Annotated in this window: 15 protein-coding genes; 1 reads left to right on the plus strand and 14 read right to left on the minus strand. The window is 58.9% G+C overall.

Annotated features, from left to right (window positions below):
* Positions 1–38: 38 nt before the first annotated feature.
* A complete protein-coding gene (locus RRU01S_RS19115) occupies positions 39–2,159 on the minus strand; it encodes a LysM peptidoglycan-binding domain-containing protein (RefSeq protein ID WP_045231901.1) in 2,121 nt (706 codons plus the stop codon).
* 153 nt (positions 2,160–2,312) lie between these two features.
* Here RRU01S_RS19115 and RRU01S_RS19120 point away from each other — a divergent pair, with 153 nt between their 5' ends.
* A complete protein-coding gene (locus RRU01S_RS19120) occupies positions 2,313–2,933 on the plus strand; it encodes an LOG family protein (protein ID WP_045231902.1) in 621 nt (206 codons plus the stop codon).
* Positions 2,934–2,936: 3 nt separating this feature from the next.
* On the opposite strand, the gene rarD is transcribed toward RRU01S_RS19120, so the two are convergent.
* The 13 genes from rarD to alr all read right to left on the minus strand — a co-directional run bounded on the left by rarD (position 2,937) and on the right by alr (position 14,633).
* Positions 2,937–3,851: an EamA family transporter RarD gene (gene rarD / locus RRU01S_RS19125; protein WP_045231810.1), complete on the minus strand. Its 915-nt coding sequence runs from the start codon at positions 3,849–3,851 to the stop codon at positions 2,937–2,939.
* A 170-nt stretch (positions 3,852–4,021) separates the two neighbouring features.
* Complete coding sequence (pip, locus tag RRU01S_RS19130) at positions 4,022–4,978, minus strand: prolyl aminopeptidase (RefSeq protein ID WP_045231811.1); 957 nt, start codon at positions 4,976–4,978, stop codon at positions 4,022–4,024.
* Positions 4,979–4,988: 10 nt separating this feature from the next.
* The gene (locus RRU01S_RS19135; protein WP_045231812.1) at positions 4,989–5,453 is read right to left on the minus strand and encodes a GFA family protein; all 465 of its coding nucleotides are present in this window, start codon (positions 5,451–5,453) and stop codon (positions 4,989–4,991) included.
* The gene (locus RRU01S_RS19140) at positions 5,446–5,928 is read right to left on the minus strand and encodes a GFA family protein (RefSeq protein WP_045231813.1); all 483 of its coding nucleotides are present in this window, start codon (positions 5,926–5,928) and stop codon (positions 5,446–5,448) included. The genes RRU01S_RS19135 and RRU01S_RS19140 overlap by 8 nt, the downstream gene beginning before the upstream one ends.
* On the minus strand, positions 5,925–6,293 hold the full coding sequence (locus RRU01S_RS19145; protein ID WP_045231814.1) for an endonuclease domain-containing protein: 369 nt from the start codon (positions 6,291–6,293) through the stop codon (positions 5,925–5,927). The genes RRU01S_RS19140 and RRU01S_RS19145 overlap by 4 nt, the downstream gene beginning before the upstream one ends.
* A gap of 313 nt (positions 6,294–6,606) precedes the next feature.
* Complete coding sequence (gene cysS, locus RRU01S_RS19150; RefSeq protein ID WP_045231815.1) at positions 6,607–8,064, minus strand: cysteine--tRNA ligase; 1,458 nt, start codon at positions 8,062–8,064, stop codon at positions 6,607–6,609.
* Between the two features lie 211 nt (positions 8,065–8,275).
* The gene (locus RRU01S_RS19155; protein WP_045231816.1) at positions 8,276–9,016 is read right to left on the minus strand and encodes an SDR family NAD(P)-dependent oxidoreductase; all 741 of its coding nucleotides are present in this window, start codon (positions 9,014–9,016) and stop codon (positions 8,276–8,278) included.
* A gap of 74 nt (positions 9,017–9,090) precedes the next feature.
* Complete coding sequence (purF, locus tag RRU01S_RS19160) at positions 9,091–10,584, minus strand: amidophosphoribosyltransferase (RefSeq protein ID WP_045231817.1); 1,494 nt, start codon at positions 10,582–10,584, stop codon at positions 9,091–9,093.
* A 137-nt stretch (positions 10,585–10,721) separates the two neighbouring features.
* Positions 10,722–11,309 (minus strand): CvpA family protein, encoded by a 588-nt coding sequence (locus RRU01S_RS19165; protein WP_045231818.1) that lies wholly within the window; start codon positions 11,307–11,309, stop codon positions 10,722–10,724.
* Between the two features lie 92 nt (positions 11,310–11,401).
* Complete coding sequence (radA, locus tag RRU01S_RS19170; protein ID WP_045231819.1) at positions 11,402–12,805, minus strand: DNA repair protein RadA; 1,404 nt, start codon at positions 12,803–12,805, stop codon at positions 11,402–11,404.
* A 5-nt stretch (positions 12,806–12,810) separates the two neighbouring features.
* On the minus strand, positions 12,811–13,122 hold the full coding sequence (locus tag RRU01S_RS26775) for a type II toxin-antitoxin system RelE/ParE family toxin (protein ID WP_081880131.1): 312 nt from the start codon (positions 13,120–13,122) through the stop codon (positions 12,811–12,813).
* The gene (locus tag RRU01S_RS19180) at positions 13,118–13,393 is read right to left on the minus strand and encodes a type II toxin-antitoxin system ParD family antitoxin (protein ID WP_045231903.1); all 276 of its coding nucleotides are present in this window, start codon (positions 13,391–13,393) and stop codon (positions 13,118–13,120) included. Before RRU01S_RS19180 ends, RRU01S_RS26775 begins: the two co-directional genes overlap by 5 nt.
* A 64-nt stretch (positions 13,394–13,457) precedes the next feature.
* On the minus strand, positions 13,458–14,633 hold the full coding sequence (alr, locus tag RRU01S_RS19185) for an alanine racemase (RefSeq protein ID WP_045231821.1): 1,176 nt from the start codon (positions 14,631–14,633) through the stop codon (positions 13,458–13,460).
* Between the last annotated feature and the right edge of the window lie 48 nt (positions 14,634–14,681).

Here is a 14,681-nt window from a genome sequence, read left to right on the forward strand (position 1 = left end):
ATGTCAGCCGTTTCATGCAATGCCGATTGGCCTTGCGATCAACGACCCATCAAACGTTTGCGATGGATTTCTTCCGCATTCGGTAGCGCGCTGTCGGGAACACCGAAGATCTGGCCCGGCTCGATCAGGTCGGGATTTTTGATCTGATCCTGGTTGGCGAGATAGATCGTGGTGTATCGCACACCCTGTCCGTAAACGCGGCGCGAAATTTGCCACAGCGTATCGCCGCGACGAATGATGACCGCACCTTCGCTATGCGACAGGGGTGCCTGCTCGAAGGTTTTCGGGCCGGTTTCTGCAGGCGCCTGCGGCTGTGTTTGAGCCTGAGCCTGAGGTGGTGTCGCTTCGGCGGGACCTGGGACAGCCACATTCAGTTCCGCAAAACGATCGGCCAGCCCTGCAATCCTCTTGCCGATCATCGCGACATCGTCTGGCAGGCCATTGATCACCGATAGCAGTGACCGGGCCTTGGCTGAAATGCCGCTGACAAAGGTGGTAAAATCAGCATCCGCCGTTGCAGCCGTACGGAACTCAGACAGCGAACGAAGCGCAATGGCTGTCGCAGATTTCGCGGCCGCAACCTCTTCCAGGCGCGGTGTCGCACCGTCCGTGTAGAGGTTGGACAGAATGGAAAAGGCCTTGGAAACTTCCTCACGCAGCGATTCGAAAACCGCGCGGTCGCTGGTTGCGCTCGGCGCTTCTGTCTGCGCCTGGGTCTGTGGTGCGCTGTCAGCGCTTGGCGGCTGGGGAGCGACAGGCGCCTTTTGAGCAGCAACGGTTGCCTGATCGTTCGCAGGACGCGCAAACGGGACTCGAACGCGAACGGTCACGTTGCCAGCAGCATCCAGCGCTTCAGCGGTCACGATGTGGTTGCCGACGGACAGATCGACATTGCCTTCGATGACGAAGCTGCCAGACGCTTCCGCTTTGCCATTGCCGATCGGTTTGTCGTCGACCAACACGCGCACGGCAGCGTTCGCCGGTGCCGCGCCCGCAACGAAAATCTTCGACCCTTCAAACTCCACGGCCACGACACGGATGGTTGCCGCCTCGGAGGAAGGCTGCGACGGGGCATTGTTTGTTGGAACTGTCGGTGTCGCGGCAGAGCCGTTCTGGGCAGCGCCCGCAGCCGGTGCCTGTGTTTGCGACTGCGGCTGTGCCGCTGCACCATTGGCTGGCGGTGTTGCCTGCGCTTGCAGCGCATCCGGTGCCGCTGTCGGCATGGTCAAAACGCGGCTTGCCTTGCCCGGTGTCGTTACCATGGCGAGAAGCTCGCCACTCTTTTGTGTCGGTACGGAAACGGTCGCGGTCTCCGCAGATTGGGAAATCTTGCCGTCCTTGCCCGTTGCCCGAAGAATGATCTGGTGATCACCCGGCGGAAGCGGGTTGTCGAGCACGGCGGCAAAGTCGCCGCTGCCTTCAACCGGCGTCTTGGCGATGACCTGACCGTTGTTGACGATTTCAAGCGTCGTGTTCGGCGCCGCTTTGCCGGCGATGACAGCGGAGCCATCCGGCTCGACGCGCAGAACATCGAATGTCGGCAGCTGCGCGGCATCGGTCGGGGCAGGCGTTGGGGAGGCGGGAGCCGTTGCCGGAGCGGCAGGCGCTGCGGGTTGCGGGCGCGGCGCGCCATCATCCGTGCCGGTAAAGACGCCCGGCAGGCGGCGAACCTGGGCCGCAGCAGCAGCAGCGTCGGCGGGCAGGCCGCGCAGGAAGGCAATGGTTCTTTCGGCAGCGGAGCGTGCTGTCGTGATCAGCCGCGATGTGTTCTCATCGAGTGCTTCTGGAATATCGATGGTTTCCAGTTCCTTCAGCGAGTCCTCGACCTTCTTGCGGGCGGCCGTGAACTCTTCGTTGGAAGGCACCTTGTTGTCGGCGAAGCGACCGGTCATGTCCTTGATGGACTTGTTAGCGGATTCCGCCAGACGACCGACCTTGTCGGCGACGTTTTCGGTATCCTTGGCGGCATCCGACAGCAGATCACCTGCTTTTTCGCCACCCATCTCCACGCTGTTCTTGACGGCGTTGCCAGCATCGTTGATGGCGTCACCGATCGGCTTGTCGTCGCTGGACATGCGTGGGAGAACGAAGAAGACCATGAGCAGCGTCGCGACGCCAAGCACGATAAGCGCCAGCAGTCCGGCCCTTTTATTGTTCATTGTCACTCTCCGGGTAACGTTCTTGTCTTATGTTGCGATAGCTAGCGTCTAAGTCGTGCGCGCACAAGCGGCACCCCTGTAAAACCGGCGTTTCCGAGCGCTCAGTCCCCAAATTTTCTTGACGGATCAGCTGCCCCGATGTTCCTTCGTCCCATGAACGAAGAAAATACATCGATTCGATCCATCTGCGTTTATTGCGGCTCCCAGCCCGGACGTGACCCCGCCTATATGGAAGCCGGCCGCGCGCTTGGCAAATCCATCGCCCAAAACGGCCTGCGCCTCGTCTATGGCGGCGGCACCAAGGGCATCATGGGTGCCGTGGCAAGCGGTGTCCTGTCCAATGGCGGAGAGGTGACCGGCATCATACCGGATTTTCTGGTGGATATGGAGGCCACCCGCCACTCTCTCGGACAATTGAACGAATTGATCATCACCAAGGACATGCATGAGCGCAAGCACATGATGTTCGAACGCTCGGATGCCTTCGTGACTTTGCCCGGCGGCATCGGCACGCTGGAAGAGATCGTCGAGATCATGACCTGGGCGCAGCTTGGTCGCCATGCAAAGCCGATGGTCTTTGCCAATATCAACGGCTTCTGGGACCCGATGCTGGAATTGATCCGCCATATGCGCGATCAGGGCTTCATCCACCGCGCCCATCTGCTCAACCCTTTGGTGATCGATGCGGTGGACAACATCGTTCCCGCTATTATCGAACGCGCCGCAGCCCAGCAGAACCCGGAAGGCGATCCGTCCGTCATCTCACAATTGTGAGGTTTACTTCGCTTTCCGGCTGCCGATCAGGCCCGGCACGGTATAAATCAGCAGCGCCGTCCAGATCATCATAAAGGCGATGAGCCGCACCGTATCGAACGGTTCGTGGAAGACGAAGATGGCGATGATGAAGATGATCGACGGCGCGATATATTGCATGATGCCGATGGTGGAGAGTTTCAGCAGTTTCGCACCATTGCCGTAGAGGATGAGCGGAGTAGCCGTCACGAGACCGCTGGCGATCAGCAGCCATGTATCGGTCGGCGTTCCCGCCAAGAAATGCGCCTGACCGGTGCTCATGAGATAGACGATGAAGGCGAGCGCCGGCGGGGTCAGCAGCAGCACTTCCAGCAGAAAGCCCTGCGTCGGGCCGATCGGCAATGTCTTGCGGAAAAAGGCGTAAAAGCCCCACGACACGGTCAAAGCGACGGAAACCCACGGCAGGCTGCCCGCGTGCCACGTCAGCAGGGCGACAGCGAGACTGGCAAGGACGATGGCCGAAATCTGGAAGCGGCTGAGCTTTTCCTTCAACAGCACGGCGCCCAGGAAAATGCTGAACAGCGGGTTGATGAAGTAGCCCAGCGCGGCATCCAGTGCACGGCCACTGGCTATGGCCCAGATATAGACGCCCCAGTTGAAGGTGATGAGCGCAGCCGTGAGGCAGGCCATGGCCAGCATGCGCGGCGTTGTCAGCGCCTTCTTGATATCTGCGGTTCGGCCAAGAATGATGAGCACAGCCGCCGCTATCGGCACCGACCAGACGACACGGTGCGCGATAACCTCCAGCGGGGAGACATGCGCCACGGCCTTCATGTAAAACGGGAGGAAACCCCACAGAATATAGGCCGTAAAAGCGTAAGCGAACCCACGCGCGCCATCGCCGAGTTGCGATGTATCTGTTGTCTGGTTCACGGCCATGGGAACTGCCAATCTCAATGTGAAAGCACCGGCCTATTCCACTTTTACGTGATATACCAATTCATTTGCGTGAAGGATGTGATGAAAAAAGTTTCATTTGCTGAAAAAATGGATGCGCCACCTGACTCACAATATCAGGCGGCGCAGCTATGGTATTGTAAATATTGGCATTACTTGCCCGCAAAGCGATCCGTCGCGCGGATCAGCTGATCGAGAATGCCGGGTTCGCTGAGCGCGTGGCCTGCGGCTTCGACAATGTGCAGATCGGCCTTCGGCCATGCCTTGGAAAGCTGCCAGGCATATTTCAGCGGGCAGGGCATGTCGTAGCGCCCATGCACGATGACGCCGGGAATGTCTTTCAGCTTATAGGCATCGCGCAGCAACTGGCCGTCCTCGAACCACCCGGCATTGACGAAGTAATGCGTTTCGATGCGCGCGAAGGCGATGGCGTATTGGTCTTCGCCGAATTCTTCCACGCGGCTCTGGTCCGTTACCAGCGAGATCGTTGCGCCTTCCCATTGGCTCCAGGCCTTGGCGCATTCCAGTTTCTTTTTCTCGTCCGTGCCGGTCAGGTAACGGTTATAGGCCACCATCGTCTCGTGGCGCTCGGTCTCCGGGATGGGTGCGATAAAAGTTTCCCAACGCTCCGGGTACATTTCGGACACGCCGAACTGGTAGTACCAGTCCAGCTCCGGCTTGGTCAGCGTGTAAATGCCGCGCAGCACGAGCTCGCTCACGCGCTCAGGATGAGTCTCGGCATAGGCAAGCGCTAGCGTCGAACCCCATGAGCCACCGAAAACCTGCCATGTCTCGAAGCCGAATTTTTCCCGCAGCCTCTCCATGTCGGCCACCAGATGCCACGTGGTGTTGGCGTCCAGAGACGCATGCGGCGTGGAGCGCCCGCAGCCACGCTGGTCGAACAGGATGACATCGTAAAGCGCGGGATCGAAGACCCGCCGTTGGGTCGGGGTAACCCCGCCGCCGGGGCCGCCATGCAGGAAGACGGCAGGCTTCCCGCCCTTGGTGCCGACCCGCTCCCAATAGATCACATGGCCATCGCCGACATCCAGCATGCCGGTTTCGAAGGGCTCGATTTCCGGGTAGAAGCTGCGCAGGGCGTCACTCATTCTGTATTCCTCAATTCACATTGTCTTCGGGCGGCCAAACCGCAGTATCATGGTCCGGGTGCTGAAAAGAGACCATGGAGCTTTCATCCAGACTTTGCTCCGCAGTTGGCTTGTCGAACAGCGCCTTGATCCACGGCATCTGCATATGCGTGTTCACCTGAACCTGCGGCTCGATCTCCTGCGGGTGATCGAAGGCGCCGATGGCGATCTCCACGCCGCCGGGATGATGATAGGTCAGCGGCGTGCCACATTTGTTGCAAAAGCCGCGATGGATTTTAGCCGATGAGCGGAAGAGGCTGGGCTGCCCGCGCGTCCACGTCAGATGCGCCTGATCCGCCGTCACCAGCGCGCCGAAGAAATTGCCGAAATGTTTCTGGCACATGCGGCAATGGCAGATGGAGGGGCGACCTAGCTTGCCCGCATGAAACCGCACCGCGCCGCACTGGCATCCGCCGGAATAACCCGCATTACTCATGTCTGTCTCTCTCCTGTGGCCGTACCTGCGTGTCGTGATCTGGGTGCTGATAGGATGTCAGATCGGCGAGGAAGGGGACCGCTTCGAAATCGTCGGGAGTGTCGTGCCCGGGCAAGTTGGATAGCTGATCGACGAAATCCAGCTTGGCCTCTGTACCCCACTGTTTGGTTGGAGGATAGAGAGCGGGCGTATCGAAGGCGCCAGCGGCAACCGCGATGCCATCAGGTGCCTCATATGTGAGCGGCGTGCCGCACTCGGCGCAAAAGCCGCGCTTCACATGATTGGAAGACTGGAACCGCTTCGGCTCTCCCCGCGTCCAGGTGAAGTAGGTGCCACGCACGGAAACCAACGGCGCGTAATAGGCTCCGAACGCTTTCTGACACATGCGGCAATGGCAGATGGAACTGTCCGTCAGATCACCCTCGACGCGAAAACGGATAGCGCCGCATTGGCAGCCGCCGGTGTGAGTTGTCATGGCTGATGCTCCCCAATTGTTCTGATGATGTGGAGACAGACGTTATCGATATCGCGCAGGATGTCATCGTTCCAGAAGCGGATGACGGTCCAGCCGTCTTTTTGAAGCCGAGCGGTTCTTTCATCGTCATACATAATTGCCGCGTTCTGTGTATGTTGAGAGCCGTCTATCTCGATAATGAGGCGATGATCTGAGCAAGCGAAATCGACAATATATCCTGCAATCGGCATTTGCCGCCGGAAACTCATCCCTTCCAAGCGGTGCGCACGAATAGCATTCCAGAGTTTAAGCTCCGCATCGGTCATCGCCTTTCGCATCTGCCGCGCGTAAGCGCAATGCTGCGGTTTCACGTCTGCGTGGTGCATGATTAGCTCGCAGTGTTGGTTCGATCAGAGATTGGTCGAACGAGCCCGAAATCGCAAGTCGATTGTATTCTTGTTTGGAGCGTCTGTGCCCTACCGATAGGTCGGAGGTTGCCGCTCACCCCCCTCTGTCCTGCCGGACATCTCCCCACAAGGAGGGAGATCGGCTGGGCGCTCCGACATCACTTCACTCTCGACGCGAGAGATGGCCGAAAGGTCGCCGCGAGTCTATCTCCCCACCTGTGGGGGAGACGTCCGGCAGGACAGAGGGGGGTAAGCCACACCCTCCGACCCCTCGTGGGAAACATCCCAAACCCTACCGCTTGATCTCCCAGGTCGTCACGCGCTCGCCGCTGTCCTTGTCCTTGCCGTCCTTCAACTGAATGCCCTTCCCCGAAAGCTCATCACGAATACGATCCGCCTCCGCAAAGTTCTTCGCCTTCAGCATCTCCAAACGCATGGCGACAAGCGCGTCCACAGCTGAAGAAAGCGGGCTGCCAGCGACGCTCTTTCGTTCTTCTTCGACTTCCCACACTTGCATACTTTCGAAATCGATCACTCCCACGAGCGACAAATTAGCGAACATCGCGTGACCATCTTCAATACTGTTTGACTTGGAAAGCCTATGAAGTTCAGCGATCGCGGCACTGCTGTTGAGATCGTTTGCCAAGGCTTCAATAAACTTGGAAGAGGGTGGAATATCAGCATAATAATCGCTACTCCCATCCTGCCAAGACAGCCCCTTATTCAACATGGCTTCTTTCCAGTTCAACAAAGTGGCGTATGCTTCCTCCAACCGCTTCACCGAAAAATCGATCGGTTCGCGATAATGCGTCATCAGCATCGCCAGACGCAGCACTTCACCCGGCCAATTCCGTCCGCCAAATTTTTCCGTGTGCAGCAGTTCGTGAATGGTGATGAAGTTGCCGTCGGATTTCGACATCTTTCGGCCTTCGACCTGCACGAAACCGTTGTGCATCCAGACATTGGCCATGACATGGGTGCCGTGGGCGCAACGGGACTGGGCGATTTCGTTTTCGTGGTGGGGGAAGATCAGGTCCAGCCCGCCGCCGTGAATATCGAAGGTTTCGCCCAAGTATCGTTCGCTCATGGCAGAGCACTCGATGTGCCAGCCCGGACGACCGCGACCCCATGGGCTTTCCCAGCCGGGCTCGTTGTGACTGGAAAGCTTCCACAGAACGAAATCGCCGGGGCTTTTCTTGTGGACCTCGACCGCGACACGCGCACCGGCCTGCTGCTCATCCAGCGGGCGCTTGGAAAGCTGGCCGTAATCTCCCATGGATTTGGTGTCGAACAGCACTTCGCCGCTGGCGACATAGGCGTGGCCGCGCGCGATCAGCTTTTCGATGATCTCGATCATCTGGGAGATATTGTCGGTGGCGCGAGGTTCCACGGTTGGCTCAAGGCAGCCGAGCATGGCGACATCGTCATGAAACTGCTGCGCCGTCTTTTTCGTCACGGCATGGATGGCGTCATTGAGCGGCAGGTTGGGGTAGTCGCGCAGGGCGCGTGCATTGATCTTGTCATCGACGTCGGTGATGTTGCGGGCATAGGTGACATGCGCATCGCCATAGACATGGCGTAGCAAACGGTAGAGCACATCGAACACGATGACGGGGCGCGCATTGCCGATATGGGCGAAGTCATAGACCGTCGGGCCGCAGACATACATGCGCACATTATTTGCATCAATCGGCTGGAAATCAGCCTTTTCGCGGGTCAGTGTGTTGTGGAGTTTCAGGCGCAAGGACATGGGTTTTCCTCAGGGGCAATCAGTTTCCCCAGCCGGAACGTTTGTCTGCTTTTGACCTTTCGGGAGACGAAAACGATCTGGCCGGGTGTGAGACCAGCAAAATTTAACTCAGCAACAGCAGCAGATCGTTGTTTTCATGGCTTGCGTTATGAAACGGCAGGCCGATTTGGTCAAGAGCGATTGGTGCGTGACACCGCACCGATCATCATCGTCATTCAGGCATCCGGTAACTGACGAATTTTTTGTCCCTGACGACGTAAATCTTGCCCGTTTCCGTAGCGTCCGGTGAAGCCAGCGGTAGGATAGCGGCAGCGACTTCGGATGGATGGGGCAGGGTATCAGGGTCTTCGCCCGGCATCGCCTGTGCGCGCATGGCCGTGCGGGTGGCGCCGGGATTGATGCTGTTGACGCGCAGTGCCGTTGCTTCCGTTTCCGCCGCCCACGTGCGGGCCAGTGCTTCGACGGCAGCCTTGGAGGTGGAGTAGGCACCCCAGAACGGGCGACAGGAGTGTGGCGCGCCGGAGGAGAGGATAAGCGCACGGCCAGCATCGGATTTCAGCAACAGCGGTTCCACCGAGCGGATCAACCGCCACGTCGCGGTGACGTTGATCGTCATCACCTTCTCGAAGACCTTCGCCTCGATGTGGCCGACAGGGGAGATGACGCCGAGAACGCCAGCATTGGCGACAAGAATATCCAGCTTGCCCCAACGATCGTTGATGGAAGCGCCCAGCGCATCGATGGCATTCATATCCGCCAGATCGAACGGCACCAGCGTCGCCGTGCCGCCCGCAGCCTTGATGGCATCATCCAGGTCTTCGAGGCCACCCACGGTGCGGGCGCAGGCGATGACATGCGCGCCTGCTTTTGCCAGTTCCAGCGCCGTGAAATAGCCAATGCCACGGGATGCGCCTGTGACGAGCGCGATGCGGCCTTTAAGGTCTGTCGTCATTGTCTCCCCCGAGAATGATGTGTTCGTGCCGCAATCGACCGAAAGCCCGCGCAGGACGCGCGGGCGAGGGTGGATCAGCCGTTGCTGGCCAGCATGGAAATCTTGTTGCCCATGGACTCGCCGTTCTTATCGAGCAGGCGGGTGGGGTATTCACCGGTGAAATAGTGATCGGTGAACTGCGGACGCGCATCGTTGCGGTCAACCCCGCCAACGGCCTGGTAGAGACCGTTGATGGACAGGAATGCCAGCGAATCCACACCAATGAATTTCGCCATGTCTTCGACGTTGGCATACTGGTTGGCCAGCAGCTTGTCTGCGTCAGGCGTATCGATGCCATAGAAATCCGGGTGGAAGATCATCGGGCTGGCGACGCGGATATGAACTTCCTTCGCACCGGCCTCGCGGATCATCTGAACGATCTTGACCGAGGTCGTGCCGCGCACGATGGAGTCATCCACCAGAACGACGCGCTTGCCTTCGATCATCGCCCGGTTGGCCGAGTGCTTCAGCTTGACGCCGAGCGCACGGATCGACTGCGTCGGCTCGATGAAGGTACGACCAACATAATGGTTGCGGATGATGCCGTATTCGAACGGAATGCCGCTTTCCTGCGCAAAACCGAGCGCTGCTGGCGTTCCACCATCCGGCACGGGCACCACGACATCGGCTTCGAGCGGCGCTTCCTTGGCAAGGATGGCGCCCATATTCTTGCGGGTCGTATAGACATTGCGGCCACCGACGACGGAATCGGGACGGGCGAAATAGACATATTCGAACAGGCAGAGGCGCTCCGGCAGCGGCTTGACCGGCTTGCGCGCATCGATGGTCACGGAACCATCCGGCTGGATTTCGCAGATGATGACTTCGCCATTTTCCACATCGCGAACGAACTTCGCACCGATAATATCGAGCGCACAGGTTTCCGAGCAGAAGATCGGCTTGCCATCGAGATCGCCCATGACCAGCGGGCGGATACCCGTGGGGTCGCGGGCGGCAATCAGCTTGGTGCGTGTCATCGCCAGCATCGAATAGCCGCCTTCCATCTGCCTGATGGCGTCGATGAAGCGGTCTGCCGTGGAAGAATGACGGGAGCGGGCGATGAGGTGGAGAACGACTTCGGTATCGGACGTGGACTGACAGATGGCGCCGGTCGCGATGATCTGGCGGCGCAGCGTCAGACCGTTGGTGAAGTTACCGTTATGGGCAACGGCAATGCCGCCTTCTTCCAGCTCGGCAAACAGCGGCTGCACGTTGCGCAACGCCACTTCGCCGGTCGTGGAATAACGGGTGTGGCCGATGCAGATGGAGCCGGGCAGGCGGGCAAGCGTGACAGGGTTGGTGTAATGATCGCCAACGAGGCCCATATGACGTTCCTGGTAGAAACGCTTGCCATCGAAGGACACCATGCCCGCCGCTTCCTGGCCGCGATGCTGAAGAGCATGCAGACCGAGGGCCGTCAGGGCCGCCGCATCGGGGTGCCCGAGAACGCCGAACACGCCGCATTCCTCATGCAGAGTGTCGCCATCGATGATGTCGTTGAAGGTGGACTGCGAAAGCGGCTCATTCATCTGGCTTGCCTTTGCTTAACTGCCAAAAACAAAAACCGCTCCGGCGGGTGGTGCGCCAGTGGGGTCTGTCTGCTGCCTATATTGAATATCTAGCACAAATAGCGCGCCTTGCATGTATTGCAAGACGCGCATTGACGTCAGTTTGCCGGTGCAGGCGAATTTGTTGCCGGGGCATCGTCGGCAGGGGTTTGTTCCGTGGCGCCCTCAGGCGGTTTGCCGAGGATGCGCGCCCTGATCTGCGGCTCGATATTATCCGGCAGTGCCGCCTCAAGCTTGGCCACGAGGCCGTCGAGGAATGGCTTGGACTTGGCCTGCGTCACCCATTCAGGCTGGGTTCTAACGTCGACCAGCCAGTTCCAGAAGGCGACCGCGACCACCAGCAACAGGATGCCGCGGGCCGCACCGAACAGGAAGCCCAACGTGCGATCCAGCGCGCCGATGCGGCTGTCGATGATGAAATCGGCAATGCGCGACGTGATGAACGAAATGATGATCAGCGCAATAAGGAAGATGACGCCAGCCGAACCGGCAATCGCGATCTTGTCATCATCCGTGTAGTTGCGCGCATAGGGCAACAGGACCGGGTAGAGATAATAAGCGGCTGCGACCGAACCACCCCAGCTTGCGATAGACAGGATCTCGCGCGAAAAACCTCGCACCATGGCGAGAACGGCGGAGAACAGGACAACGGCGATAACGATGCCGTCGAAAATCGTGATGGGCATTTACCAACTCCGGAGGTCGCGACACCTTTGAACGTGCCACTGTGCCAATTTGCGATCCTCTTACACTAGCCGTTTAGCCAACGAAAGGATCATTATTCGTCTTCCTGAACCTGTCTGAACCGGTTGCCCGACCCCGCAATGCGCGAGACCAAATCCGGCAGGCTCTCGATTTCAGTCCAGCGCCCTTTTGAGGCTTTCGGCAACTCAGCAGAAGCCGAAGGCAGAAATGCGGTGGAAAAGCCAAGTTTCTCAGCCTCTTTCAGCCGCTGGCCGGTGTGAGACACAGGCCTGACAGCGCCAGAAAGGCTGACCTCGCCGAAATAGACGCAATCGGCAGGCAGGGCAAGACCGGCAAGCGATGAAACCAGTGCAGAGGCGATTGCCATATCTGCCGCAGGCTCCGAAATGCGATATCCGCCTGCGACATTGAGATAAACATCATGGCTGCCGAGCTTCACGCCGCAGTGGGCCTCGAGCACGGCAAGGATCATGGCCAGTCGCGACGAATCCCAGCCGACGACGGCACGGCGTGGTGTGCCGAGCGACGTGGGCGCGACCAGAGCCTGCACCTCCACCAGAACGGGGCGTGTGCCCTCCATGCCCGCAAAGACGGCGGCACCCGGTGATTTCTCGTTGCGCTCGCCCAGAAACAGTTCGGACGGGTTGGAGACTTCCCGCAACCCCTTGTCCGACATTTCGAACACGCCGATTTCATCGGTGGGGCCGAAACGGTTCTTCACGGTGCGCAGGATACGATAGTGATGGCCGCGATCGCCTTCAAAATACAGCACGGCATCCACCATGTGTTCCACGACGCGCGGTCCGGCAATCTGTCCGTCTTTGGTGACATGGCCGACGAGCACCATGGTCGCGCCCGTCTGCTTGGCAAAACGGATCATGGCCTGCACGCCGGTGCGCACCTGCGTGACGGTTCCGGGCGCAGAATCAGCCGTGTCGCTCCAAAGCGTCTGGATCGAGTCGATGATGATCAAATCAGGGCGCTTGCCTTCGGAGATCGTTGCCAGAATATCCTCGACATTGGTTTCCGCTGCAAGTAAAACATCGGTATCGGCAGCCCCCAGACGCTGCGCGCGCAGCCGCACCTGTGCCACCGCCTCTTCGCCCGATACGTAGACGATGCGATGTCCGCGCCGCGACAGTGCCGCTGCCGCCTGCATCAACAGCGTCGATTTGCCGATGCCGGGATCGCCACCGATCAGCACCGCAGACCCGCGCACAAAGCCGCCGCCGGTTGCCCGGTCAAGTTCACTCATGCCGGTCGGGATGCGCGGTGCTTCCTCGATCTCGCCGGACAGCGAGGTGAGGGTAACGGGTCTGCCCTTCTTCGGCGTCTTGCCCGGACCAGAGCCGATACCGCCCATCGGGTCTTCTTCGACGATGGTGTTCCACTCACCACAGCCCTCGCATTTTCCCGCCCATCGGGTGTGCACCGTGCCGCAGTTCTGGCAGATGAATTGTGTCTTGGCTTTGGCCATAAATGTCAGTTTTCTTCTTGTTTGAAGTCTATCGCGCTAAGGTCTTGATGGCCGTGCAAAATGCGCAACACGATGAGTTCTTCTTCGGTTGCCTGAAAAACAACTATGCGTTTCTGATATGTAAAACTTCGAAGGCCTCGCCCGAGTTCATCGCGTCTGACGCCCGTAAGGCCGCGCTCTGCAAAAGCTCTGACCTTCGCTTCTAGATCGAAAACGAAACGGTCAGCTGCCGCCGGGTTTTCAACAGCAATGTAAATATGGTCGTCGAAAAGGTCTTCACGGGCAGCGGTCGTCCAGAAAGGTTTGCGCGGTTTAATTGTCCGTCCCCGTCTTTATATTGCGTTCTACGGCCATACGCTTGATGTCTTTTAGTAAATCATCGCCGGATTCATAATAGTGAAGGCGCCCGGCCTCAACATCATCTAGTCCTTCCTGAACAAGCCGCCTAAGTTCAACAAGCTTGCCCTCTTTGCTATCCAAAAGCCGTAAGCCTGCGGCCACTACGTCGTCGGCACTTTTATAAATGCCAGCACCGACCTGCTCATCAATAAACTTGCGATCCTGCTCGCTGAGATGGATTTCGGTCATTTCGATCTCCTTTTGTTCTCGTATAGCACAGGTCTTCAGCGCTTTCCAAGGGCCAAGAAAAGCGTCAATCATCTTCGATCAGATATTGTCGCTCATAGCGCAATCCAAGCCCGGTCAACATTTCGTAACCGATGGTTCCTGCCGCGCGGGCAACGTCGTCCACGCGCACGTTGGGGCCAAAGAGTTCGATGTAGTCGCCAGCGCGGATGGCCCCAGTGGGAACATCTGTGACGTCGAAAATCGTCAAGTCCATCGTCACGCGGCCCGCAACCGGCACCTCGTAACCATTGATAAAGCCGTATGCGCCGCCATTGCCCATATCGCGCAGCGGAATGCCGGAGCCGGAGAGCGAGCGGTGATAGCCATCAGCATAACCGACGGAAGCGATTGCCAACCGGCTGGCGCGTTTCAGCACGTGGGTGCCGCCATAACTGACAGTCTGGCCTTCACCCGCCTCGCGGATTTGGATGATGCGGGCTTCTGCTTTCGCGACAGGGCGCATGGGGTTTGCCATGCCGTTGACCGCTTCCCCACCATAAAGCGCGATGCCGGGGCGGGTTAGATCGAAGTGATAATCGGGGCCGAGGAAAATGCCAGCGGAAGCCGAAAGGCTTGATTCGATGCCTTCGAAAGCGACGCTAACCTGCCGGAATGATTCAAGCTGTGCCTTGTTCATTGGTGAGGACGGTGTGTCGGCGCAGGCCAGATGAGAGAGCACCAGCACCGGATCGAAACTGGCAGGACGTGTCACGTCATCGGCCAGAAACAATGCGTCGTCCAGCGGCAGACCGAGCCGGTTGAAACCGGTATCGACATGCAGCGCGAAAGGGTGATCGCCACGCTCTGCCATAAGCCGCATCCAGAAGGAAAGCTGTTCTTCGGAAGCGACGACGGGAACGAGGTCGTTGGTGAAAACCTGTTGCTCCTGGCCGGGCCAGATGCCGGAGAGAACAAAGATACGGGCCTCCGGCGCGTGCGGGCGAAGGGTTGCGCCTTCGGCAACGGTCGCCACGAAGAAATCCCGTGCGCCCGCATGATACAGCGTCGCGCCGCAATCCTCGATGCCCATACCATAGGCATCCGCTTTGACCACGGCAGCGGTGCGAGCCTTGCCGGAGCGTTTGGCCATATCACGCCAATTGTCGGCAAGCGCGCCGAGGTCAACGGTGACGCGGAGCGGCGCGGTGTCGAACGCATCGGTTTCAGTATCGTAAAAGCTTTCGTCGAACGCGTCTGTCATGGTCCTGCACCGCTGGAGAAGATAGCAATCCTCTATCACTTTTGTTCA

Source organism: Agrobacterium rubi TR3 = NBRC 13261 (assembly GCF_000739935.1).
GTDB classification, from domain to species: Bacteria; Pseudomonadota; Alphaproteobacteria; order Rhizobiales; family Rhizobiaceae; genus Agrobacterium; species Agrobacterium rubi.

What these genes read in the sequence shown, in the direction of transcription:
- RRU01S_RS19155 (WP_045231816.1), bottom strand. Translation starts at nt 9,016, where the DNA reads ATGACGACAGACCTTAAAGGCCGCATCGCGCTCGTCACAGGCGCATCC.
- alr (WP_045231821.1), bottom strand. Translation starts at nt 14,633, where the DNA reads ATGACAGACGCGTTCGACGAAAGCTTTTACGATACTGAAACCGATGCG.
- RRU01S_RS19145 (WP_045231814.1), bottom strand. Translation starts at nt 6,293, where the DNA reads ATGCACCACGCAGACGTGAAACCGCAGCATTGCGCTTACGCGCGGCAG.
- purF (WP_045231817.1), bottom strand. Translation starts at nt 10,584, where the DNA reads ATGAATGAGCCGCTTTCGCAGTCCACCTTCAACGACATCATCGATGGC.
- RRU01S_RS19115 (WP_045231901.1), bottom strand. Translation starts at nt 2,159, where the DNA reads ATGAACAATAAAAGGGCCGGACTGCTGGCGCTTATCGTGCTTGGCGTC.
- rarD (WP_045231810.1), bottom strand. Translation starts at nt 3,851, where the DNA reads ATGGCCGTGAACCAGACAACAGATACATCGCAACTCGGCGATGGCGCG.
- RRU01S_RS19180 (WP_045231903.1), bottom strand. Translation starts at nt 13,393, where the DNA reads ATGACCGAAATCCATCTCAGCGAGCAGGATCGCAAGTTTATTGATGAG.
- radA (WP_045231819.1), bottom strand. Translation starts at nt 12,805, where the DNA reads ATGGCCAAAGCCAAGACACAATTCATCTGCCAGAACTGCGGCACGGTG.
- cysS (WP_045231815.1), bottom strand. Translation starts at nt 8,064, where the DNA reads ATGTCCTTGCGCCTGAAACTCCACAACACACTGACCCGCGAAAAGGCT.
- RRU01S_RS19165 (WP_045231818.1), bottom strand. Translation starts at nt 11,309, where the DNA reads ATGCCCATCACGATTTTCGACGGCATCGTTATCGCCGTTGTCCTGTTC.
- RRU01S_RS19135 (WP_045231812.1), bottom strand. Translation starts at nt 5,453, where the DNA reads ATGAGTAATGCGGGTTATTCCGGCGGATGCCAGTGCGGCGCGGTGCGG.
- RRU01S_RS19120 (WP_045231902.1), top strand. Translation starts at nt 2,313, where the DNA reads ATGAACGAAGAAAATACATCGATTCGATCCATCTGCGTTTATTGCGGC.
- RRU01S_RS19140 (WP_045231813.1), bottom strand. Translation starts at nt 5,928, where the DNA reads ATGACAACTCACACCGGCGGCTGCCAATGCGGCGCTATCCGTTTTCGC.
- pip (WP_045231811.1), bottom strand. Translation starts at nt 4,978, where the DNA reads ATGAGTGACGCCCTGCGCAGCTTCTACCCGGAAATCGAGCCCTTCGAA.